The organism is Flavobacterium sp. N3904 (assembly GCF_025947305.1).
Lineage (GTDB): Bacteria > Bacteroidota > Bacteroidia > Flavobacteriales > Flavobacteriaceae > Flavobacterium.
Window position 1 is genome coordinate 2,469,950 of record NZ_CP110009.1, and the last position, 23,288, is coordinate 2,493,237.

Annotated in this window: 26 protein-coding genes; 14 read left to right on the forward strand and 12 right to left on the reverse strand. The window is 32.1% G+C overall.

Annotation, left to right across the window (positions count from 1 at the left end; all coding sequences use genetic code 11):
* Nucleotides 1-10: 10 nt before the first annotated feature.
* The 7 genes from OLM57_RS10410 to OLM57_RS10440 form a co-directional block, all read right to left on the reverse strand.
* Complete coding sequence (locus OLM57_RS10410; protein WP_264563628.1) at nucleotides 11-613, reverse strand: HPP family protein; 603 nt, start codon at nucleotides 611-613, stop codon at nucleotides 11-13.
* A gap of 10 nt (nucleotides 614-623) precedes the next feature.
* Nucleotides 624-1,895: a chloride channel protein gene (locus OLM57_RS10415; protein ID WP_264563629.1), complete on the reverse strand. Its 1,272-nt coding sequence runs from the start codon at nucleotides 1,893-1,895 to the stop codon at nucleotides 624-626.
* A gap of 182 nt (nucleotides 1,896-2,077) precedes the next feature.
* Nucleotides 2,078-2,467 carry a VOC family protein gene (locus OLM57_RS10420; RefSeq protein WP_264563630.1) on the reverse strand — a complete coding sequence of 130 codons (390 nt, stop codon included), beginning with the start codon at nucleotides 2,465-2,467 and terminating at the stop codon, nucleotides 2,078-2,080.
* Nucleotides 2,464-2,625, reverse strand: coding sequence for a hypothetical protein (locus OLM57_RS10425; RefSeq protein ID WP_264563631.1), 162 nt, complete (start codon nucleotides 2,623-2,625; stop codon nucleotides 2,464-2,466). The genes OLM57_RS10420 and OLM57_RS10425 overlap by 4 nt, the downstream gene beginning before the upstream one ends.
* 107 nt (nucleotides 2,626-2,732) lie before the next feature.
* Nucleotides 2,733-3,233, reverse strand: coding sequence for a YciI family protein (locus tag OLM57_RS10430; RefSeq protein ID WP_264563632.1), 501 nt, complete (start codon nucleotides 3,231-3,233; stop codon nucleotides 2,733-2,735).
* A 17-nt stretch (nucleotides 3,234-3,250) separates the two neighbouring features.
* Nucleotides 3,251-3,709: a DinB family protein gene (locus OLM57_RS10435; RefSeq protein WP_264563633.1), complete on the reverse strand. Its 459-nt coding sequence runs from the start codon at nucleotides 3,707-3,709 to the stop codon at nucleotides 3,251-3,253.
* Nucleotides 3,710-3,789: 80 nt separating this feature from the next.
* The gene (locus tag OLM57_RS10440) at nucleotides 3,790-4,977 is read right to left on the reverse strand and encodes a PorT family protein (protein ID WP_264563634.1); all 1,188 of its coding nucleotides are present in this window, start codon (nucleotides 4,975-4,977) and stop codon (nucleotides 3,790-3,792) included.
* Nucleotides 4,978-5,120: 143 nt separating this feature from the next.
* Between OLM57_RS10440 and OLM57_RS10445 the strand changes: the two genes are divergently transcribed.
* The 8 genes from OLM57_RS10445 (at nucleotide 5,121) to OLM57_RS10480 (ending at nucleotide 11,915) form a co-directional block, all read left to right on the forward strand.
* Nucleotides 5,121-7,283, forward strand: a complete 2,163-nt coding sequence (locus tag OLM57_RS10445; protein ID WP_264563635.1) for a TonB-dependent receptor — start codon at nucleotides 5,121-5,123, stop codon at nucleotides 7,281-7,283.
* A 268-nt stretch (nucleotides 7,284-7,551) separates the two neighbouring features.
* On the forward strand, nucleotides 7,552-7,965 hold the full coding sequence (locus OLM57_RS10450) for a DUF2141 domain-containing protein (protein ID WP_264563636.1): 414 nt from the start codon (nucleotides 7,552-7,554) through the stop codon (nucleotides 7,963-7,965).
* A gap of 25 nt (nucleotides 7,966-7,990) precedes the next feature.
* Nucleotides 7,991-8,611 carry a hypothetical protein gene (locus tag OLM57_RS10455; protein WP_264563637.1) on the forward strand — a complete coding sequence of 207 codons (621 nt, stop codon included), beginning with the start codon at nucleotides 7,991-7,993 and terminating at the stop codon, nucleotides 8,609-8,611.
* 19 nt (nucleotides 8,612-8,630) lie between these two features.
* On the forward strand, nucleotides 8,631-9,986 hold the full coding sequence (locus OLM57_RS10460) for a 2TM domain-containing protein (RefSeq protein WP_264563638.1): 1,356 nt from the start codon (nucleotides 8,631-8,633) through the stop codon (nucleotides 9,984-9,986).
* A gap of 30 nt (nucleotides 9,987-10,016) precedes the next feature.
* Nucleotides 10,017-10,322, forward strand: coding sequence for a 2TM domain-containing protein (locus OLM57_RS10465; RefSeq protein ID WP_264563639.1), 306 nt, complete (start codon nucleotides 10,017-10,019; stop codon nucleotides 10,320-10,322).
* Nucleotides 10,323-10,343: 21 nt separating this feature from the next.
* The gene (locus tag OLM57_RS10470) at nucleotides 10,344-10,649 is read left to right on the forward strand and encodes a 2TM domain-containing protein (RefSeq protein WP_264563640.1); all 306 of its coding nucleotides are present in this window, start codon (nucleotides 10,344-10,346) and stop codon (nucleotides 10,647-10,649) included.
* Nucleotides 10,650-10,664: 15 nt separating this feature from the next.
* A complete protein-coding gene (locus OLM57_RS10475) occupies nucleotides 10,665-11,018 on the forward strand; it encodes a 2TM domain-containing protein (protein WP_264563641.1) in 354 nt (117 codons plus the stop codon).
* 129 nt (nucleotides 11,019-11,147) lie between these two features.
* On the forward strand, nucleotides 11,148-11,915 hold the full coding sequence (locus OLM57_RS10480) for a LytR/AlgR family response regulator transcription factor (RefSeq protein WP_264563642.1): 768 nt from the start codon (nucleotides 11,148-11,150) through the stop codon (nucleotides 11,913-11,915).
* A 92-nt stretch (nucleotides 11,916-12,007) separates the two neighbouring features.
* On the opposite strand, the gene OLM57_RS10485 is transcribed toward OLM57_RS10480, so the two are convergent.
* The 5 genes from OLM57_RS10485 to OLM57_RS10505 all read right to left on the reverse strand — a co-directional run bounded on the left by OLM57_RS10485 (nucleotide 12,008) and on the right by OLM57_RS10505 (nucleotide 16,783).
* Entirely contained in the window at nucleotides 12,008-12,781 is a 774-nt protein-coding gene (locus OLM57_RS10485; protein WP_264563643.1) for a CDP-alcohol phosphatidyltransferase family protein, read from the reverse strand.
* 170 nt (nucleotides 12,782-12,951) lie between these two features.
* Entirely contained in the window at nucleotides 12,952-13,974 is a 1,023-nt protein-coding gene (locus OLM57_RS10490) for a COX15/CtaA family protein (RefSeq protein ID WP_264566902.1), read from the reverse strand.
* A gap of 60 nt (nucleotides 13,975-14,034) precedes the next feature.
* Nucleotides 14,035-15,450 carry a CCA tRNA nucleotidyltransferase gene (locus OLM57_RS10495; protein ID WP_264563644.1) on the reverse strand — a complete coding sequence of 472 codons (1,416 nt, stop codon included), beginning with the start codon at nucleotides 15,448-15,450 and terminating at the stop codon, nucleotides 14,035-14,037.
* A gap of 65 nt (nucleotides 15,451-15,515) precedes the next feature.
* Nucleotides 15,516-16,082 (reverse strand): L-threonylcarbamoyladenylate synthase, encoded by a 567-nt coding sequence (locus OLM57_RS10500; RefSeq protein WP_264563645.1) that lies wholly within the window; start codon nucleotides 16,080-16,082, stop codon nucleotides 15,516-15,518.
* Nucleotides 16,083-16,417: 335 nt separating this feature from the next.
* Nucleotides 16,418-16,783 carry a capsule assembly Wzi family protein gene (locus OLM57_RS10505; RefSeq protein WP_264563646.1) on the reverse strand — a complete coding sequence of 122 codons (366 nt, stop codon included), beginning with the start codon at nucleotides 16,781-16,783 and terminating at the stop codon, nucleotides 16,418-16,420.
* A gap of 134 nt (nucleotides 16,784-16,917) precedes the next feature.
* Between OLM57_RS10505 and OLM57_RS10510 the strand changes: the two genes are divergently transcribed.
* The 6 genes from OLM57_RS10510 (at nucleotide 16,918) to OLM57_RS10535 (ending at nucleotide 23,284) form a co-directional block, all read left to right on the forward strand.
* Complete coding sequence (locus tag OLM57_RS10510) at nucleotides 16,918-18,015, forward strand: DegT/DnrJ/EryC1/StrS family aminotransferase (protein WP_264563647.1); 1,098 nt, start codon at nucleotides 16,918-16,920, stop codon at nucleotides 18,013-18,015.
* Nucleotides 18,012-18,656, forward strand: a complete 645-nt coding sequence (locus OLM57_RS10515; RefSeq protein ID WP_264563648.1) for an acetyltransferase — start codon at nucleotides 18,012-18,014, stop codon at nucleotides 18,654-18,656. Before OLM57_RS10510 ends, OLM57_RS10515 begins: the two co-directional genes overlap by 4 nt.
* Before the next feature lies 1 nt (nucleotide 18,657).
* Entirely contained in the window at nucleotides 18,658-19,833 is a 1,176-nt protein-coding gene (locus tag OLM57_RS10520) for a glycosyltransferase family 4 protein (RefSeq protein WP_264563649.1), read from the forward strand.
* Nucleotides 19,834-19,868: 35 nt separating this feature from the next.
* On the forward strand, nucleotides 19,869-20,687 hold the full coding sequence (locus OLM57_RS10525; protein WP_264563650.1) for a glycosyltransferase family 2 protein: 819 nt from the start codon (nucleotides 19,869-19,871) through the stop codon (nucleotides 20,685-20,687).
* Nucleotides 20,688-20,730: 43 nt separating this feature from the next.
* Entirely contained in the window at nucleotides 20,731-21,609 is an 879-nt protein-coding gene (locus tag OLM57_RS10530) for a hypothetical protein (protein WP_264563651.1), read from the forward strand.
* A gap of 913 nt (nucleotides 21,610-22,522) precedes the next feature.
* Complete coding sequence (locus tag OLM57_RS10535) at nucleotides 22,523-23,284, forward strand: Kdo domain containing protein (protein WP_264563652.1); 762 nt, start codon at nucleotides 22,523-22,525, stop codon at nucleotides 23,282-23,284.
* The last annotated feature ends 4 nt before the right edge of the window (nucleotides 23,285-23,288 follow it).

Genomic DNA, 23,288 nt, shown 5'->3' on the forward strand with positions numbered 1-23,288 from the left:
AAAAGACTGTTTATGACTTTCCAGTTAACCGCTTTCTAATTTTATGATAGTGTTTGTGGTAAAAGTTATGACTGGGATACTTTCGGCTCGAAGTCATATTGTTAAAAATTAAAGCAGTCAGAAGTAAAATCAGAACACCTATTAGAACAGGTGAAAATACATACATATATCCTAAACTTTTTATTTTATCGGAACCAATAATGGCAATAAGTGCAGTTGCTCCTCCAGGCGGATGCAAGGTCTTGGTCATTTGCATAAAAATTATCGAAAATGATACAGCCAAAGGAGCGGCTATCCAAATAATATCAGGAATTAATTTATGAACGGTAACTCCAATTATGGCTGAGATTAAATGTCCGCCAACCAAGTTTCGGGGTTGCGAAAATGGACTTTGAATAATACCATAAACCAATACGCTCGAGGCTCCAAAAGAACCAATTAAATAAACCGCATCATTTCCTTTAAAATGTATAGACTGGATATAAGCCAAAATTCCGATTCCGACAAACGAACCTAGAAAGGACCAAAATTGCTCTTTAAAATCGACTAAAGTTTCTTTGTAAAGGATGTATTTTGTTTTGCGATACGTTTGCTTTATTTTTTGAACAGGCATAAGAGAAATGTTATTTTGCTAAACTAGGAGAGTAGGTATAAACAGTAAAAGGATAAATCGTTTTTGCAGTATATTTTGAAATCAGGCAAACGACTAAAATAGGAACGAATAAAGTGTAATCATTCGTCAAACCGCAAACCAGAAAAATGGATGTAAAAGGCGCGTGAATACTGGCACTCAATACTGCTGCCATTCCAATAATAATGAAATTTATAGGAATAACATTTGCATTAAAATAGGTGTTTAAAACCAAAGCAACCAACAATCCCAAAAAGGCGCCAATAAAAAGACTTGGAGCAAAAACACCGCCATCACCACCCGAGACCAATGTTGCCGAAGTTACTATGGGTTTCAAAACTAAGATTCCAATAAATGTTAGGACTATAGACAAAGTGAGTTGTATTTCGTTTGGATTTACTATCAGTCCTTTGATAGCATGATACCCTTCTCCATAAAGTTGTGGGAATAAAAGTAGCGAGATGCTCAAAATACTGGAACCGATAATAATTTTAAAATAATGGGTTTTTATTTTAGAAAACTGATCTTTGAAAAACAACACACATCGCGTTAAATAGACAGAAACAAATCCTGCCAAAATTCCAAGAAGGATAAAATAAGGTATCGCTTTAAGGTGCCAAGTTGTAATGACAACAGTAAATAGTGGTTTTTCTTTTAATAGAAAAATTAGCCCAAATGCAGTAAGAACCGCTATCAGATTACTAACTAAAAAAGCCCGGGTGACTTTTCTGGAGATGACTTCTAGGGCAAAAAGAATTCCCGCAATTGGACTGCTGAATAAAGCCGTAATTCCGGCAGCTACCCCGGCACAGATTAATTCGGTTTTGTATTCTTTGAAGACATTTTGTTTTCTTTGGGCTACAGAGCCAATAGTTGCCGATGCCACAACTGTAGAAACTTCGATACCTGTTGAACCACCGAAAATCACGGTCAATAATCCATTGATAAAATGGGACGAAATTTTATAGTTTGGTAAATTCTGTGATTTGGAATTGGTACTTTCAAAGATTTCCTTGATGCCTTTGTTTTCTTTTTTCTTAAAGAGATATTCTCTTAGAAAATAGATGACCGATAGTCCAAAAATGGGGAAAAGAATATAATATAATGGATTTATTGCCGCCTTATGAGAAAATATTTCTTCGTAATATTCGGTTAGTTTTTTTAAGGCAACTCCCAGAAATGCCGAAAGAAAGCCAATCAGGATAGAAACAACAACTAACTTTTGTAGTTTTAGGAATTGAAAATTTCGTACTGTTTGCATCATTTTCTTTATTTAAACCAAATAGGCTAATTAATTTTTAGAGTAATGAACCTGCAAATTAGATAAAAAGGTCCGTTTTTTGTTTTTTTTCAGGATTACAAAGCTAAAGAAAGAAAAATGGAATTGTAATAGATGCCTGCTTATAATAACATTGTTTTGTGATTTTAACAGCAGTAATTTTCAGATTATTTCTCGTAAAATTCTATCGGAGTGTTGTCTGGGTCGGCAGTGAAGAAAAATCTCTTTTTAGTAAATTCGTCAATTCGTATTGCTTCGGCATTGCAACCTTGTTCTACAATGTGCTTTCTTGTTTCCTCGATATCATTTACTTCAAAGGCCAAATGGCGTAATCCTGCTGCTTCAGGGCCTGAAACTCGTTTTGGAGGATTTGGGAAAGAAAATAATTCAAGTATAAAGTTTCCGTTGAGTGCCAAATCCAATTTATAGGAATCTCGTTCTTTGCGATAGATTTCCTGGATGACGGTCAATCCTAAAATAGCGATATAAAAATGTTTTGATCTCGAATAATCAGCGCAAATTAAGGCAATGTGGTGTACTTTGTTTAATGCAATCATTGTAAATAGGTCATGTTAGGCAAATTGGCATCGGGGTTTTGTTCCAATGTTTTGCTGTGTAATTTAATGATTAATTTTTTAGTATTGGCTATAGAATTGATTCTAAAGAGAAAATGCACTTCGTTTTCATCATCTGCATTTTGCCAAATATGCTCCATATACATTTCTTTGGAAGTATGAAAAGCCCTATCATTTTCTAAAATTCCTTTTATGGTTTCAAAGGAACATTTCTAAGTTTTGCTGAAAGAGGCAGTATTTTTTTAGACTATTTCTTAGGTAATAGAGTGTGTCTTTGTTGAAAAAAAAAATAGATTTTGGGCTTTACTATTTTTTCATGAATCTTCAGAATTTCCTGCAATGCCGCAGTACCGTACCAAGGGGTCAATTCGACTTCAAAAATATTCGCTTTTACGGCTGGATCTGTGGCAACAAGGGCTTTGGCTTCTTCGATAGTGGCAACATTAAAGATGTAAAGACCTCTATAATTTCGGTCGTTTTTCTCAAATGGTCCGGCTAAAACAAGTTTTCCTTCCTTTGCCAATCGGGAGATGTTGTCCATGTGACCTTTAAAAAGATTATTTTTTTCTTCTGCTGTAGCAGTCGTGTTGCTACCGGTTTTCAAAATGCAAAATACGTACTGCTTCATGCCGCGTTCATCTGCATTCAGGAATTTTGCTAAATTTTCATCATATTTAGCTGTGGTTTCCTGCGAAAATCCAATTGTTGTGAGGCACAAAAATGCAGCCAAAAGAATACTTTTTTTCATTTAAATACTTTTTAGAATTAAACCAATTTTTTGAGAATCACAATTTGCCCCAAATGATAAACATCATGATGTATTAGACCATGAATATGCTCATAATAGGTATGATTGTTATCAATGTATATTCTTTCGAAATCGGCATCATCAAAATAGGCCAAAAATGTATTCCATTGTTCTTGTGTTTTTGCCAGATTTTGGAGGGATTGCTGCCAGGCAGCTTCAGATGAATCCAAAACAGGCACAAAATAATTATGGTCAGGAGTAGTGATTTCTTCTCCTTGTACACGACCCAAAATATTCCTTCTCCACAGTATGATATGATTGACAATTTCCCAGATTGTGTTCAAATTTGGGTGAACTTTCTTGTATGCTTGTTGGGCATTTACATCTTTTAAAGTGTCTGCCAGAGTAACATCAAGCCATGGATTGCCATTATAAATGGACTGATATAAATTCGATATTCTTTTACTTTCTAACATAACAATGATTTTTTCAATTCATTGCTAAGATACAAAATAAGTAATTTTGTTTGGTTAAAAAATAAATGTAATAAGATGTTTTACAGTATTTTATAACCCAACAAAATACCGACTGAGCTATAGTTGGAATTCCAACTTTGATATGCTGTCAAAAGTCCTCGACCGAAATTGTATCGTAATTCAATGTCATAACGGCCACTTTTGTAACCTATACCAGTAAATAAATTGGAAGTATTGGATATATCAAGAGCAGTACCAGAATATTGGATTGTAGATTTTGAGGTTACAGAAAAAGCAATTCCGGCATCCAGAAATAATTGTGATTTTTTATTTAAAAACATATAATAACGTGCCCCAAAAGGCAATTCCAGAAACGTGTAATCAGCCTGAATAGATTGATTTGAATTATTTATTTCGGTTTGTTTGTAGGACTGAAAGTTTGGATCTGCAAATATGGACCATTTTTTTTGGTTGAATGGGAAAATGTTTTCAACCTCCAAACCAATTACAAAAACCGGTTTGGTACCAAAAGTATAATCAGTCAAAGCATTGTAGTTATTACCAAAAGTAAAAAGTGTCCCATTGACACCTGCAATTACCTTAAGGTTTATAGCAGATTTGTCTTTTTTTGTTTCCAGGATAGTTGTTTTAGTGGCTTTGGTTGTGTTGAATGTTACAAATAAATCGACAAGTTTTGTTTTTTTATATGTAATGTTTTCAAAATCACTAAGTGTTAACTGATCTGATTTTAAATTATTTCGCAACTGTTGTTTGTAATAATTATTCTCGCCAATTTGTGAAGTATCTTCATTTTTGTATTCCTTAAAAACAAGTTGTTCAACAGTTTCATGATTCCCGGTGCTAATATAAAAACGAACTAGGTTTACATCCTGATATTCATACAGATTTGCTTCTCCTTCTACCAAAACTTTTAGAAGCAAGGTTTCTTCATTGAAAATTGGATTTCTTTCAGTGCTCAAGTTATTGACATCACTTGACGATCTGTCTATTTTTAATTTGAAACGCTTGTATTTACAGCAGTTTTCTATACCAAATTCTTTAATATCAGCGATTGTTACTATTTTTTCCACTTCATTCTCATTCAGTTTGTACTGTATTTCTGTTGGATTTTTATACCAGCCAACATTACGAATCAGACATTCAGTCTTTATGTTAGTATTATTTGTGTAATAGCCAGTTTCAAAATTGATTTGTCCATATGACGAAATTGCAAATAAAATAAAAAATAAGTAGCGGAGTTTTTTCATGTTAAAAAATAATGTTAGAATACCAAACGTAGTCCTTTATTTTGAAATATACAACTCATCCCTAATTTTCCGCAATTGGGTCAGAACAATTTCATTTCCTTTTTATTCTGGATGACATTTGCTTCATCAAAATCACCAAAATCATGAAAACCGTTTTATTCGCCAGCATTTGTTTATTATTCAGTTTTGCACTTTTTTCTCAAAACACTATTTCGGGTAAAATAACCAACGAAAAAGGAGATCCAATCGCTGGCGCCAATGTTTATATTGAAGGAAGCTATGACGGTGCATCAAGTTCTGAAAGTGGAGATTTTTCTTTTGAAACTTCCACTACCGGCAACCAAATGCTAATAGTGAGTTTTCTTGTTTATGAAACTTCAAATACGGTAATAGATGTCGCTAACTTTAAAAACCAAACCATCAAACTCAGGGATAATGTCAATGCACTCGATGCCGTTGTAATCACGGCGGGTTCTTTGGATTCTGGTAGCAAAGCTCGGGTTTCGGTATTAAAGCCTTTGGATATTGTTACCACTGCGGGTTCGGCAGGAAATATTGTGGCGGCTTTGCAATCTTTGCCGGGTACACAAAGAGTAGGCGAGGATGGGAGATTGTTTGTTCGTGGAGGCGAAGCCAATGAAACCCAAACCTATGTTGATGGTATGCGAGTGCCGCAGCCTTACGGAGCAACACCCAATAACTTGCCAACTCGAAGCCGTTTTTCTCCTTTCCTTTTCAGTGGTATTTCCTTTTCTACAGGTGGATATTCAGCTGAATATGGAGATGCATTATCTAGCGTTTTGCTTTTGAATACCATAGACGAACCCGATCAAGCCAAAACTGAAATCTCGTTGATGACCGTAGGTGTTGGTCTTGGAAACACCCAAAAATGGGCCAAAAGTTCTTTTAGTATCAATACTTCTTATATTAATTTATCTCCCTATCAAGCGCTTATACCCCAAGATGTAGAATGGGAAAGTGCCCCACAGGCTTTGTCTGGAGAAATGGTTTACCGATACAATTTTGAAAGAGGAATTTTTAAGATGTATGCCGCTTTTGATGCTTCTCAATATGTCATCAAACAAGAGAATATCAACTCGATTGACAAAATCACTGTTGATTCCAAAAACGAGAATGTATATTTTAATTCTTCTTATAATGGTTTTTTTGGAACCAATTGGAATATCACCGCCGGCTTGAGTTATGGTTACAATCAAGTGAAATCGGATATTGATTTGGACGAATTGAAAAATGCAGAAAATGCCGCCAATTTGAAATTGAAACTGAGAAAGAGCATCTCTAATCGTTTTAAGCTATCGTTTGGCGCCGATTATTTTGTGACCAAATACGATGAAAACTTTACTCATAATGCAGGAAGTAGGTTTGATTATGGCTATGACAACACCATTGGAGCTTTATACACAGAAGCTGATATTTTCTTTTCCAAAAAGCTTGCCGCCAAAGTGGGAATTCGTGCCTCAACCAATAGTTTGATGAATGAAAATTTTGTTTCGCCAAGAATTTCATTTGCATACAAAATAGCACAATTCAGTCAGTTGTCTTTTGCTTATGGTGATTTTTCGCAAACTCCAAGCTCTGACTATATCAAGTTTTCGAAAAACAATCAATTTGAAAGTGAGAAAGCCTCGCATTACATTTTAAATTATCAGTATTACAAAGAGGGAAGAACTTTTAGAGCCGAAGCCTATTACAAGGATTACAGCAATCTCGTTCGTTTTGATGGACCAACGATTGGATTCAATTCCGTCTTTTCTAATAATGGAACGGGATATGCCAAAGGCTTGGATTTGTTTTGGAGAGATGGAAAAACCATTAAGAATCTCGAATATTGGGTTTCGTATTCTTATATCGATACCGAACGATTGTATAAAAATTTCCCGACTCAGGTAACTCCTAGTTTTGTTGCCAATCATAGTTTGTCAATAGTAACAAAATATTGGATTACCGACTGGAAATCACAAATAGGGTTTACTAACTCTTTTGCAACAGGAAGACCCTACAACAATCCGAATGAAACGGAATTTATGAATGCCAGAACAAAATCATACAACGATTTGAGTTTCAACTGGGCGTATTTATTAACTACCCAAAAGATTTTGTATTTCTCGGTTTCGAATGTTTTGGGAGCCAACAATATATACGGATACAATTATGCCATTCAGCCCAGTGCCGATGGAGAGTACAGAAGAAGTGCAATCAAACCAGCTGCCGACCGATTCTTTTTTGTCGGTTTCTTTTGGACCATCAGCAAAAACAAAAAAGACAATCAGTTGAAGAATCTTTAGAGAAAGGGTTTAATCGTTTAAAGGTTTAATTGTTTAAAGTTTGAGAAGTTTAAAAATGGATGATAGCGTATGGAATTTAAAAGCAGGCATTTATTTTCGACTTTATGGCTTACGACTTTACAACTTTCGACTCAATCGCAACTCATCCATCAAAATCAACAGTTCGGTATTATTAAATTTTAAAAGCGTTACAACCAATATAAATTTGTTCAGGAATAAAAGAATAAGAGTTTCAATTATAAATCAATCAAACAAAAAAATCAAAACCATGTTAAAAATTATCACCGCCATCGCACTCTTTATTTGCAGTCTAATGTCTGCTCAAAATGTCAATCTTACTGTTTCTGTTTCGGGTTTAAAAAACAATACAGGAGTGGTAAAAGTAGGTTTGTACAATTCAGAAGGAACGTTTTTGAAATCAATTTACAAAAGCATTACTTCCGAAATTAAAAACAACAGTGCTACTGTTACTTTTGTTGGCATTCCAAAAGGAGAATATGGAATTTCTACTTATCAGGACGAAAACAGCAATGGGAAATTGGACAAAAATATGATGGGAATCCCCTCTGAAGATTTTGCCTGCTCCAACGACGCCAAAGGATTTATGGGGCCTCCAAAATATGAAGATGCCAAATTTAATATCAATAAAGATTCAAAAATAGATATCAAATTTAATAACTAATCAGTAACCATTAACAGTAATCAAAATGAAAAAAATTATCACCACAATCGCATTATTAGTAGTTGTAATTGCATCAGCTCAAGGACAATTTGAACAAGGAATGGAAAAGGCTTTTAAGCTTTGGGGAGAAGGAAAAAACACCGAAGCTTCGGATATGTTTGAACGCATTGCCGCCGCAGACAAAACCAGCTGGTTGCCCAATTACTATGTAGCATTGGTCAATACTACAACTTCTTTTGGGACTCAGGACAAAGCCCAAGCCAATGCATTGCTTGCCAAAGCACAGAATGCCTTGGATGTAGAAATGATAAAAGACCAAAACAACTCTGAGTTGTATGTAATGCAAGGTTTGATTTACACCGCTTGGGTAGTGATAGATCCAATGACAAACGCAATGAAATATTCATCTAAAGTTATGGAGGCTTACGCCAAAGCAAAAGCTTTAGACCCTAATAATCCAAGAGCAGTTTTTGGTGAAGCAGATTACCAATTAGGAGGAGCAAAATGGACCGGAGTTGATACTAAACCACTTTGTGTACAAGTTGATAAAGCTATCGAACTTTTTGCTACTTTTAAACCGGCAACATCTTTTTCTCCAAAATGGGGATTGGATCGAGCATTAGAGGCTCAGAAAAATTGTAAATAAATCAGAATAAATTCGGAAAATGGAAAATCAAGGAAATGTACTTACTAAATTGAAAGATGGAACGATTGTTTGTTTTAAGATTTCTATGGTTTTCACAGTTATTTTTTCAGCTTTGTTGGGAGACAATTTCAGCATTCAAAATGTCTTGATAACTTTTTCCTTAAGCTGTCTGTATTCTTTTGGTGTAGGTTTTGGGAATGGTTTTTTAAATCATTTGCTTGACAGAAAATGGGATTGGCTGGAGCAAACGAATTTGCGAGTTTATTACGGAATTTTAGTTACCGTTTTATATACGATCCCGGTGGTTTTGGGCATAGATTATATCATTTTTATAATTTTACAAAAAATGCCTTTGGATCAGTTTTTTAATGAAAGGATGATTTGGATTCATCTTTTTTACATCATTTTGTCATTGGGAGTTTCTGTTTTTATGCAAGCCCGAAGCTTTATGGTAAAGTGGAAACAAGCTTCAAAAACCGAAGTGATTCAGCAAAGAATCATCGCAGGAACCGCCAATGCGAAGTTTGAAACCTTAAAAAACCAAATCGATCCACACTTTCTTTTTAATAGTTTGAATGTATTGAGTTCATTGATTGAAGAAAACCCTGAGAATGCACAACGATTTACTACTTCTTTGTCCAAAATATACCGTTATGTATTGGAGCAAAAAGACAAAGAATTGGTTTCGGTTGCTGAAGAATTGTCTTTTGCAAAAACCTATATGAATCTGTTGAAAATGCGTTTTGAGAACAGTTTGTTTTATGAATTACCGGAAACAACAATAAATCCGGAAGCCAAAGTAGTACCGCTTTCGTTGCAATTGTTATTGGAAAATACGGTAAAACACAATGTGGTTAGCGAGCAAAAACCATTGCACATTCGAATATTTATTGATGGCGACTATCTGGCTATTCAAAATGATTTTCAAAAGAAAGAAGTAATTCAAAGCCGTCAAGGTGTGGGATTGCAAAATATTGTGGATCGGTACGGAATTATTACCAATAGAAAAGTATTGATTGAACAAAATGAAAAAACGTTTACTGTTAAGATTCCGATTTTAACCAAACAAATTAGTGTTATGGAAACAACTTCAAATTATAATGAAAATAGTGCTTATTATAGAGCAAAAAAAAGAGTAGAACAACTGAAGGGATTTTATGGAAACTTGATTTCCTATTGCTGTGTGATCCCAATTTTAATATTTGTGAATTTAACCTATATGCCACAATTTCATTGGTTCTGGTTCTCAGCTGCTGGTTGGGGATTTGGTTTAACGATGCATGCTTTCAAGGTATTTGGCTACGGCAGTGATTGGGAAGAAAGAAAAATTAAGGAAATATTGGAAAAAGAAAACAATAAACAGAGTTGGAAATAGGATTTAGTAAAATCTAAAATTTTAAACATCATGGAAAATCAAAAAACAGATGAAGAACGCTATTATATGGCGAGAAAAAGGGTAGAAGAGATAAAAGGTTTTTATGGGAACTTGCTTTCCTATATTGTGGTAAATTGCTTTTTATTGGTATTAAATTTAGTGACATCACCACAGTATTTATGGTTCTTTTGGCCTTTATTGGGTTGGGGAATCGGAGTGCTTTTTCACGGATTAAAAGTTTTTAATTATTCACCGTTTTTTAATAAAGATTGGGAGGAACGAAAAATTAAAGAATTCATGGAAAAAGAAGAACAATCAAAAAAATCATGGGAATGATAACTTTATAAAACAACTGAAATGGAAACAAATTATGTTGAAGAGGAACGCTATTTTCAAGCTAAAAAAAGAGTAAAAGAAATTAGAGAATTTTATGAACATTTGACTGTTTATATGCTCTGTAATCCGATTGTAATTGTTGTAAATCTTATGACTTCGCCAGAGTTTTTGTATTTTTGGTTTAGCTTGTTGGGCTGGGGAATAGCGATAGTTTTACACGGATTGAAAGCGTATGGTTATGCACCATTTTTTGATAAAGAATGGGAGGAACGAAAAGTTAAAGAATACATGAAAAAGGAAGGTCAAACAAAAAAATCATGGGAATAATAAAAACACTACACAATGGGAAGATATAGAAAACAGTTATTTGAAAATTTTCAGGATGAAAATTTCAATCCAGACACAAGATATGAATTGGCTTATAAAAGAGTAAAAAGAATCAAAGGATTTTATATTCATTTATTGGTTTATGTTTTGGTAAATACTTTTATAATTGTCTCCAGTTTTAATAGTAGCACATTGGGAACCGAAGTTTTTTTTAGATGGGAAACATTCTCTACGGCTTTGTTTTGGGGTATCGGTTTGGTAGCGCATGGAATGTCTGTTTTTGGTAGAGATTTATTTTTTGGTACTGATTGGGAAGAAAAGAAAATTAAAGAGTTTATGGATAAAGACAAAAATCAAAAGTGGGAGTGATAAACAGTTATGAGTTATGAGTTATGAGTTTTTGCTTTTCGTTCTAAAACTGGATTAGTATTCTTTAATTTCATTTCTCTATTTTCTAAAAATCTAGTAATCAAAAAATCTAACAATCTGAAATTTCAAATGACCACAATAATAATAGAAGACGAAAAACCAGCAGCGAGATTATTGCAACGCAAACTCGAAAAAATAAATATTCCGGTAGGAGTGATGCTTCATTCTGTAGAGGAAGCATTGGACTGGTTTTCGAAAAATGAGCATCCCGATTTAATCTTTTTGGACATACAATTATCAGATGGATTATCCTTTGAAATCTTCGAAAAAATAGAAATAAAAAGTGCCGTTATTTTTACCACGGCTTATGATGAATATGCGCTAAAAGCTTTCAAATTAAACAGCATCGATTACCTGTTAAAACCCATCGATGAAGATGATTTAGAAGTAGCTGTTTTGAAATTTAAAGACCATTTTCAAATCTCCAAAAACGGAAATGAAACGATGCAGTTGGATTTTGAACAGATTCGAAAAATGCTTTCAAACCCTTTTGAAAAAACTTTCAAAAAAAGATTTACCGTCAAAATAGGGCAGCATCTTAAAGTGATTTCGACCGATGAAATTGAATGTTTTTTTAGTGAAAATAAAGGTACTTATATTCATACATTTGATAATAGAAATTATTTAATAGACAGTACTTTGGAAGTTTTGGAACAGGAAATTGATACTGCTGCCTTTTACCGAATCAGCCGAAAATTCATCATTTCACTCAAAGCAATAAAAGAAATTGTGGTGTACAGCAACTCCAGATTGAAGATAATTTTGCCTACTTACAAGGAAGATGAGGTGGTTGTAAGTAGAGAAAAGGTCTCGGATTTTAAAAATTGGATCGGTTAAAAAATACTTGGTGTCATTGTTGAGGTTTGTTGTTTTAAAATACTGAATTAGAATATTTTAAATTACTACTATAGATTTTAATTATGACGATTTTATGCTTTAATAAACGCTTTTCTAACACCTATTAGCACAAAAATGAGTGAAGTATAAACGATGAAAAAAGGAACAATATATTCTATCCAGTTCAATGGTAACATAATGGCAATTATCAATAATTGAAAACCCAATCCGTAAACAGAAAGTAATGTCATAAACCAATTTGGAAACGTTTTTACCTTATAGGCTTCTTTGTCAAGGGTGTGAATTATTTTGTCAAAAGCACCATAAACAATAGTGTAAATTTTAAACAAAATATCCACCCATTTTTGACTTTCTCCAGGCAATGCTCGAGGAGATTTGTCCTCAAAAATTTTGCTGGTTGTATCTCCTCCCTCAGATTTATTTCTCAAAATGACATAGTAATAATTGTACAAAGTGCCTTGTAATTGTATGCCAATAAAAGCCAAAAGAGTAAAGCCAAAAGTGGTTTTTGAAACATAACAAATACTCATAAAAATCAAAAAGTTGAGGATAATGTCGAATACGCTATCAAGGTATCTTCCGGTATAAGATGGAGTGTTTTTGACACGAGATAATTCACCATCGGCGGCATCAATTATTGATTTTAAAATGATAAAAAATGAAGCAAAAAGATAGTGGTTTTGTAAAATACAAAAGATAGCAATAAGACCAGAAATACCAAAAAGAAGCGTTACGTGAATGGGTGTAAAACGAGTGTTTTTTAATTGATTGGCAAATATTTTGGCAAGCGGTCTACCGTAATCGGATAAATCAAGAAATTGATTTTGCGTAGCAAGTTTAGACATTTTAATGGATGAAACAACAAGATGTGACAATATAGTCGGACTACAAAAGTAACTCTATTTTAAGTTTTTGAATCGTAAACAGTAGTTAAAAATTAAAAAAATGCTTTTATAAACAGTTCTTTAAAGAAATTTAAACTGTTTATAAAAGCATTTTCGTTATAAGGATATTGCTATTTACTCAATCGATGCAAAGTGTATGTCATCGCCGTTAATAGAAAGAACGCGACAATTTGATGGGTCAAACCAAGCCAAAGCGGCACGCTATACAATAATGTAAAAACGCCCAAAGCAAATTGCAGAAATACTATAATTACCAATGCATTCAATCCGTTTTGCTGTTGTGACGATAGTTGGTATTTTTTACTTTTAAAATAAAGGAATAAAATGAATCCTACGACCACATAAGCCAAGGTTCTATGAACCAATTGAACACCACTTTTTCCCTCCGTAAGATTCAAGAGCAGTGTTTTTTGTTCGATAAATACACTGTCGTGAATGAATTGCCCGTCGCTCATCATTGGCCAATGATTATGAATTAAACCTGCGTTTAGACCCGCAACAAAACCTCCATATATAATTTGCAAAAGCAAAAAGGCCAAGGCAAACCGGGCTATTTTTTGCAACGGAACAATTGCTGCTTTTTTATCAGGATATATTAAATCTAGCGCAACCCAAAGTGTATAGGCAAAAGTGATAAAGGCAAATGTAAGGTGTAAGGAAAGACGAAAATGACTTACATCTGGATTGTCGATCAAACCGCTTTTTACCATAAACCAACCAAAAAAACCTTGCAAAGCGCCCATTCCAAGTAGTACAAAGCATTTGTTTAAAGTGGCTTTGTCGATTTTCTTTTTAGCTAAGAAGTAAAAGAACGGGATTATAAAAACAAGCCCGATTATTCTACCAATAAAACGGTGAAACCATTCCCAGAAATAAATAAATTTATAATCGGAAAGTGTGAAGTCGTTATGAATATTGATTTTTTGGTATTCTGGAAACTGCTTGTATTGGTCGAATGCTTCTTGCCATTTGGCTTCTGTAAGAGGAGGAAGAGTATCGGTAACCAGATGCCAATCAGTCATCGATAAACCGGAATTGGTCAATCGGGTGATGCCACCCACTACAACCATTATAAATACTAAAAAGCAACCTGATAGGAGCCAGATAATTACAGATTTGTTGTTTTTCATTATGTTCTAAATCAATTTTTTGTAAATTTATTTTATAAATAATTAGTTGTAGCCGAACATTAGTTAAACTTTCTTTAAACCTAATTTTTCTGCTCTTTTCATCATAAATCCATAAGCGGCATCATAATCATTTGCAATTTCTCCTTCTAGGATGGCTTCTTTAATGGCTTCTTTTAGCATTCCGATTTCACGAGAAGGCTTTAAGTTGAATATCTCCATAATTTCTTCACCTGAAATTGGAGGTTGAAAATTACGCACATGGTCACGTTCTTCTACTTCCACAATTTTTTTGCGGACAATCTCGAAATTACTATGGTATTTCTTGAATTTATTGGGGTTTTTAGTTGTGATATCCGCTTCGCAAAGCGTCATTAAATTTTCAACATCTTCGCCAGCATCAAAAACCAAACGACGCACTGCCGAGTCAGTAACAATATCTTGTGCCAAAACGATTGGTCGCGAACTCATGATAACCATTTTTTGCACAAATTTCATTTTGTGGTTCAACGGCATGTGTAAGCGCTCGAATATTTTTTTGGCCATTTTACCGCCTAGGAATTCATGACCATGAAATGTCCAACCTTGTTTTTTGTTGAAGCGTTTGGTGGGAGCTTTTCCAATGTCATGCAACAAAGCCGACCAGCGCAACCAAACATCGTCGGTATTGGGGCAGATGTTATCTACAACTTCTAGAGTATGGTAAAAATTATTTTTGTGTGTATGACCTTCTATTTCTTCTACTTGGTTCAAAGCGGTTAATTCAGGTAGAATAATATCCAAAAGGCCAGTTTTAAACAACAATAAAAATCCAACGGAAGGTTTATCGGTAGAAAGAATCTTATTCAATTCTTCTACGATTCGTTCTCCAGAAATGATTTTGATGCGTTCGGCATTTTTGGTAATAGACTCCAAGGAAACTTTGTCGATTTCAAAACCCAATTGAGCGGCAAATCGAATTCCGCGTAGCATGCGTAAAGGATCGTCCGAAAAGGTAATGTCTGGATCTAGAGGTGTTTTTATAATTTTGTTTTCCAAGTCGGAAATACCATTGAAAGGATCGGACAGAGCACCAAAATTATTGGAGTTCAAAGATAAAGCTAATGCATTAATGGTAAAATCTCTACGATTTTGATCGTCTTCAAGGGTTCCGTTTTCTACAATTGGATTACGGCTGTCAAGATTATAGGATTCTTTTCGAGCACCTACAAATTCAATTTCGGTGTCATCAAAACGCAACATTGCCGTTCCATAGGTTTTGAAAATCTGAACTTTTGGTTTTTTTGGTAATAATTCTGAAACTTTTAAAGCCAATTCGATACCACTCCCGACAGCAACAACATCAATGTCTTTTTTGGAATCTCTATTTAAAAGTAGGTCACGAACAAAACCACCAATTACATAACTTTCTACATTAAGTTCTTGGGATGCTTTCGATATAACTTCGAATATTTTATTGTTTAAGGCTTCTTTGTAGTTCATTTTTTTTGTTTAGAGTTTAAAGTTTAAAGTTGTTTAACTGAAAACTAAAAACTGACGACTGATCACTATTTTCGAATCACCTTAACCTGTGAATCATTAGTTAATTTAATGATTGTTGATGGTTTTCCGGCAATTTTATCGCGATGCAAATTTACAACATAGTCGACGCCTTTTATAATTTCGGGACTAATTTCTTTGAAACTTTTCGGAGTAGGTTGGCCAGAGATATTCGCTGACGTGGAAACCAATGGTTTTTTCATGCGCTCCATTAATTTGAAACAAAAAGGTTCTTTGACAACCCGAATTCCCAACGTATTATCAGTTGCGATTAAATTGGGAGCCACATTTCGGGGTTTGTCAAGTACTAGTGTTGTTGGGTTTTCGGAAAAATCCATAATTTGCCAAGCTACCTCCGGAATTTCTTTAAAAACATTGTAAATCATTTTTTCGCCATTCATCAGGCAGATCATGCTTTGGGTTTCGGCTCGTTTTTTGAGTTTGTATATTTTGGCAACCGCTTCGGGATTTGTGGCATCACAGCCTATTCCCCAAACGGTATCGGTAGGGTAGAGTATGATTCCACCTTCTTTTATAACTTCGTAAGCGTTGTGTATTTCTTGATTGATGTCCATTTTATTTTTATAAGCTGCAAAGATATTTATTTGAAGCAATAAAAATGGGAGGTTTTGTGGAAATTATAAGCTTCTAAAATTTGCAGACTATTAATAGAATGTTTTAAAACAATCTATAAATGATATTGTAAACTAAGTTGGAATTGCATGTTTATATTGTTGTTTTTAAGTTGATCCTAATAGTTTCCTATTAATGAGGTATTTATTTTAGCCTTTACTCCTAAATTCCCATACTGTTTGTAAGCATAGGTGTTTAAAGCTAAATCTACCCATTTATGATTGTAGTCCGTATAAGCATCGTAATAAAAATCCATATTTTGGGCATAACGTTCTACTTATATTCCCCTAACTTTATTATTTTCCCAGACACTAAAATCTAAAGTTTGTAAATTGCTACCAGGCCCAATGCCAGCACCTATTACTTCTCCTTTGTGTGTGTAGCCTTGAAGAATAATTCCATGCAAATACCAAGCACCAGCTGTTCTTACTACACGATCTGCACTTTGTTCCAGACGAGTGGTTTCAAAATTTACTTTCAGATACTTATTCTTGGTTTTGTCTAGCATGAAAATTTTGCTAAAACCAGCAAGATAGGCTCTTGGATGTTCAGGGTATTCGAATAAATATGCTAAATCTTGTGAATGGTCATTCCAGCCGCTTTCGGCATAAAACTCAAATTTTGATGATATAAAATAATGCATTTCTCAAATAGATATTTTTGCATCAGAATTATTCAGTATATTTGTTTCGTTTTTGAAATAGTAGTGAAGATGTACATTTGTAAATTATCTTTAACTATGAGTAAATTTTTGATACAACAGCAACAAATTATACAATGTCAGTAATAAAAATTCCAATTTATAGGCCACACTTAAATGGTAATGAAAAAAAGTATGTTAATGAATGTATTGATTCTACATGGATTTCATCTAAAGGAGAGTTCATAACGCGATTTGAAAAACAATTTGAAAACTTTTTAGAAGTCAAACATGCAACAACAGTTTCTAATGGTACGGTAGCATTACATTTAGCATTACTAGCTTTAGGAATTAGTGAAGATGATGAGGTAATTGTACCAACATTAACTTATATAGCTTCAGTAAATTGCATACATTATACAGGTGCAAAGCCAATATTTGTTGACTCATTAGCAGATTCATGGCAAATGGATCCAAAGGATGTTAGAAGTAAAATTACTAATAAAACTAAAGCAATTATGGCAGTTCATTTATATGGACATGCTTGTGATATGGATGCTTTATTATCGATTTGTAAAGAATTTGGATTGTATTTAATTGAAGATTGTGCAGAAGCAATTGGTTCAAAATATAAAGGAAAATATGTGGGTACTTTTGGTGATATTTCTACATTTAGTTTTTTTGGTAATAAAACTATCACCACAGGCGAAGGAGGCATGGTTGTAACAAATGATGAAACCCTTTTTGATAGATGTGTACATTTTAAAGGACAAGGTTTAGCGAAGCATAGGCAATATTGGCATGATGTAGTTGGGTATAATTATCGAATGACTAATATTTGTGCAGCAATAGGCTTGGCTCAGTTGGAGCAGGTTGATGATTTTATTCACAGAAAAAGAGAAATTGCAGAAAAATACAAGTTTGCATTTGAAAATAGCTCTATTAAGTTTCATGGTGAACTTCCAGATGTTTACAATTCGTATTGGATGTGTAGCATCTTGGTTGAAAAGCCAGAGCAAAGAGAAGAGTTAAGAGATTTTTTGATGGAAAAAGGCATTGAAACAAGACCTTTGTTTTATCCTGTGCATACTATGCCAATGTATGCAGGAAAATTCCAAAAGCATGCTGTTGCAGAAGATTTAGGATGGAGAGGTATTAATTTGCCAAGTTTTCCTGTAATGACAGATGATGAACAAGATCAAATAATTTATCATATCAAAGAGTTTTTTCTATGAAAACTTTTATTTTTGGTGGGTCCGGTCACGCAAGAGAAGTGTATTGGATAATCAAGGAAATTAATAAAAAATCCAAGGAAATAATAGATGTTGATAAATTTGTTGTTGCTGATAATGATCCATTGTTAGGAAGTAAATACGATTCAATTCTCATAATATCTGAATCAGAATATTTTAAAAAACACGTTAATTATAATCATAATTGTGTGTTAGCAATAGGTTCGTCAAAAATAAGAAGAATTGTTTTTAATAAAATATTATCAAAAAACGTTTTTTTTCCTAATTTAATTCATCCATCCGTTATTTATGATGAAACTAGAATAAAACTTGGAATAGGAATTGTTATTGGACCAAATGTTACAATGACTACAGATATTGCAATTGATGAATTTGTGCATATAAATATAGGGTCAACAATTAGCCATGATGCAAAAATTGGTGCATTTACAACAATTTCTCCAGGAGCACATATCGCAGGAAATGTTACCTTAAAAGAAAATGTTTTCATAGGAATAAATGCAGTAATAATTGAGAAGATTAGTATTTGTGAAGATGCAATAATTGGAGCAGGTGCTGTTGTAGTTAAAAAAATTTACAATTCTGGAACTTACATAGGAATTCCAGCAAAAAAAATAATGTAAGATGTCAAAAAACATTCTTTTTTACATACCGACAATAGACCAAGGATCAGGGGGAATAAGACAGTATTCTTTTAATATGTTAAAAATGATTTCTGAAAATGATACAGGAGAATTTAATTTTTTTATTTATCATAAAAGAAATGATAAGATGTTTCTCGAAATTATTGAAAAAAAGGCAAATTTTAAATTAATACCGACTCATTTTATTGCAAAAACTTTGATTAAAGGCTATAATTTATTAGGTAAAGTAATTTCTTTTTTAACTTTTGAAAAAATTATATTTAAAAAAGAGTTTTATGATTTTTTGATAAAAAAGCATGAAATACAAATTGTTCATTGTCCTTATCAGTTTATACCTAAAACAAAAAAAGCAAAACTTATTACAACAATGCACGATGTTCAGGAGATACATTTTCCTGAGTTCTTTTCAGAAGATGAATTAAAAAATAGGGCTGTCAACTACCCTGATTATATGGAGAGAGCTGATACAATAATTGTTAGTTATAATCATATCAAAGAAGATTTAGTTAATTTTTTTAAAATAAATCCATTAAAAATTAAAACGTTATTGATTGGTTTAAATGATTTGTGGATTGCAGAGTATTTTAATAAAGGTATTAAATTTGATTTCAAAACTGATTTTGAGAGTTATTTATTATATCCAGCAAATGCATGGAAGCATAAAAATCACATTAAATTATTAGAAGCTATTAATTTTTTAAAAAATCAAAATAAGATTATAAATTTTTTGTTTACTGGAGATTTCACGAGTGACCACGGATTATTTTTAATAAATAAAATTGAAGAATTTGAATTACAAAATCAAATTATTTTAAAAGGAATTGTGAGCCAAGATGAACTGTATAGTATTTATCAAAATGCAACAGGAGTTGTCGTTCCAACATTATATGAAGCGGGAAGTTACCCTTTGTATGAATCGATTTATATAGAAAAACCAGTAGTTTGTTCGAATGTAACTTCTTTGCCTGAAACTATTGGCGATAATAAATTTGTATTCAACCCTTTGGATAAAATTGATATTGCAGATAAAGTTGAAAAATTGTATTTTGATGAAGATTACAGGAATGTTTCAAGGTTAAATGCGATTAAAATGAAGAATGAACTTAAAAGCAATAATTCAATTAAAACGATATATTCAGTTTATAGAAATTTGTAGTCTATGGTAAAAAGTATCGATTTAGAAAATATTATATGAAAAAAATTTCAGTTATTACAATTAATTACAATGACAATAAAGGGCTTTATAAAACCATAAATAGTGTTTTAAATCAAACTTATAAAGATTTTGAGTTTATAATAATTGATGGAGGAAGCACAGATGGGAGTAAAGAATTAATCGAGCAACATTCCAAACAAGTTGATTATTGGATTAGTGAAACTGATACAGGAGTTTTTAACGCCATGAATAAAGGTATAAAAGTCGCAACTGGTGATTTTGTTATTTTTATGAATGGTGGAGATTGTTTTTACAATAGTTTGGTTTTAGAAGAAATAGAACCATTACTAATAGATGATTTTGATATCTATTATGGTGATAATTTTAAAGAAACTCCAAGCTCAAAAAGGTTGAAAACCTATCCTGAAAAACTTAATTTTTCCTTTTTTTATACAAGTTCAATAAATCATCAATCAACATTTATTAGAAAGTCACTTTTTGAAAAGTATTTCTATTATAATGAGAATTATAAAATTGCTTCTGACTGGGAATTTTTTATATATACAATATGTCATTTACAAGTTCCTTATAAATATCTTAACAAAACGATTGCGATTTATGATTTTACTGGAATTTCTTCTAATCCGAAGTTTTCCATGGTTTATAAAGAAGAAAAAAATAGAACTTACAAAAAGTACTTTGCCGCATTTTATGAAGATTATAAAAATGTTAGTGAATTAAAGTCAAAAAGATATTTACAGTTTGCATATATTAAAAAATTTAAATTCGCTTGGAAGATTACAAAAGCATTTGTCAATTTAGTACTCTTTTTTTTACCCAAGATGCCCAAATAAAAATTATATATGGGTAATTTAGCCCAAATCAACTAAAAATAAAATGAAAAAAATTCATGTTGGCTTTTTGTTTTCTTATGATTACCAAAAATTAAAACTTTCAATTCCGCCAGTATATGATGCTTCGGATAGGATTTTTATTGCAATGGATGAGAATTTAGTAACTTGGTCTGGTAATAAATTTGAAGTTGATTCCTCTTTTTTTGATTGGTTAAAGGAATTTGATACTGACAATAAGATTGAAATTTATCGTGAAAATTTCTATATACCCGAATTGACTGCAATTGAAATGGATACCAGAGAACGACATTTGTTATCATTAAAAATGGGAATTGGAAATTGGCTAATTCAAATTGACAGTGATGAATATTTTATTGATTTTAAGAAATTTGTTGCAAATCTTAGAAAATATGATAATTATCTCGATAATCCTGAAAATAAAAAAATTGAAATTTATGCTTTCTGGTTGATAATTTATAAATATACAGAAAATGGGATTTTATATATTGATAAGCCAATGAAAGCTGCATTTGCAACTAATTACCCTAATTATAAGTGTGCAAGACGAACCAACGAAAGAATAATTTATGTAGACAATTTAGTTCTTCATGAATCTGTTGCAAGAAGTGAATCTGAATTGCGAATCAAATTAGAAAATTGGGGACATAGTAATGAGGTACATGATGATTTTCTGGATAAATGGATAAATACGAATGAAAATAACTATAAAGAAGGCACTAATTTCTATTATATTGAACCCAAAAGGTGGAAAAAATTAGCATATTTTCCTTCCAAGAATATGGATGACATCCTAAATGTTGTAAAGGAATCTAAAAATTTAAATATTTCTAAAACGAAATTGTTTTTTAAGAATTTAGGACAATGGTTCAAATATCATTGGAAGAAAAAAAATAGAATTTAAAAATGATATTAACATTGTTAATTTCTATAGGCAATTAGAAAGAATCATTATTGTTTATTTTGTATAACAAACAAAAATGTAGATAAAATTTTTATTACCGATGTCGTTTCGCGAAATGAAACAAGAGAACTTAGAGTTTTTTTAAAACTATTTCTGTAAAATATATTTGGTAAGAAGATAAATGCTATGGAAAAGGAAGCGTTTTAAAAAAGGTAATATTAGCTTTGAAATCGAATTGTGTTATTTCATATGAATATTTCATTCAAATTATATAAATAAAATATCATATTTGGCCTGCTTAAGTTAGGTATATTGTTTATTCTTTTATTGAATGTAGACGAAAATCAGATAAAAGATTGATTATTAATAATATTTGCAATATTAATTCTTTGACTTTTACAACTTTTAAACTTTAGTCTTACTTATATAATATATTTATTAATATTCTATTAAAATGCATTAGCACAGTTTTAAATTTTAAGAATATTATTTTTCAATATTTTCAAAAGAAATTAAAAATAAAACAAGTTTTTTTTTACCTAACAATTTTATCTGATTTTTGCAAAAGTATGCTAATATTTAAAAAAACATGATGATTATGACTTGCCATTTTGAAGGTTAGATTTCATTGGAATTAATGATTATAACGAAGGAATTAGGAGGAGATTCAGAATTCTTTATTTTGATTAGGTAATAATGGTATAAGAGTTAAGGGACTTGGATATGTCTCTATTTTTCATATTACATATTCGAAGGTTTAATTCAGTTAAAAGAAATTTAATCGTAATTATAAAATCCAAAAGAAAACTATTGTGAAAGGGATGACTAAAATTATAAATAGAATTGATGAAAATAACATTCACTAAATATTTCAATGATTATAAATGGATAGATTCACTTAAAAAACAAATAAATGGACTTAAAAATAAATCATAATTATAAAAATAGCATTGAATTAATAAAATCAAATATATTTAATTTCAAAACTAAAGGAAAACTCTTTGGTGACGGTAAAAGGAACATCATTAAACTATTTGAATTAGAAGGAGTGACAATGAATATAAAATCCTTCAAAGTTCCTAATTTGATTAATAAAATTGCTTATAGGTATTTTAGAAACTCAAAAGCAAGGCGTTCTTTTGAATTTGGAACACTTTTGTTAGAAAAAGGAATAGGAACACCACAGCCCATTTGCTATTTAGAAAACTATAATTGGATTGGATTGAAAGATAGTTATTACGGTAGTGAACACCTACAATGTGATTTGACCTATAGAGAACTTGTTGAAAACCCAGAATATCCAGATCATGAGAATATTTTGCGTCAATTTACTCGATTTTGTTATTTATTGCATCAAAAAGGAATTGAATTTAAAGACCATTCGCCTGGAAATACATTGATTAAAAAAAATAAAGATGGAAATTATGACTTCTTTTTAGTCGATTTGAATAGAATGAATTTTCATAAAGAAATGTCTTTTGATTTGAGAATGGAAAATCTTTGTCGATTGACACCTGTTAAAGAAATGGTTGTGGTAATGAGTAATGAATATGCAAAAGCATCTGGTGAATCTGAAAATTTAATCTTTGAAACGCTATGGAAATATACTACGAATTTTCAAGAGCGATTTCACAGAAAAAAAAGATTAAAAAAGCGATATATGTTTTGGAAATAAGAAA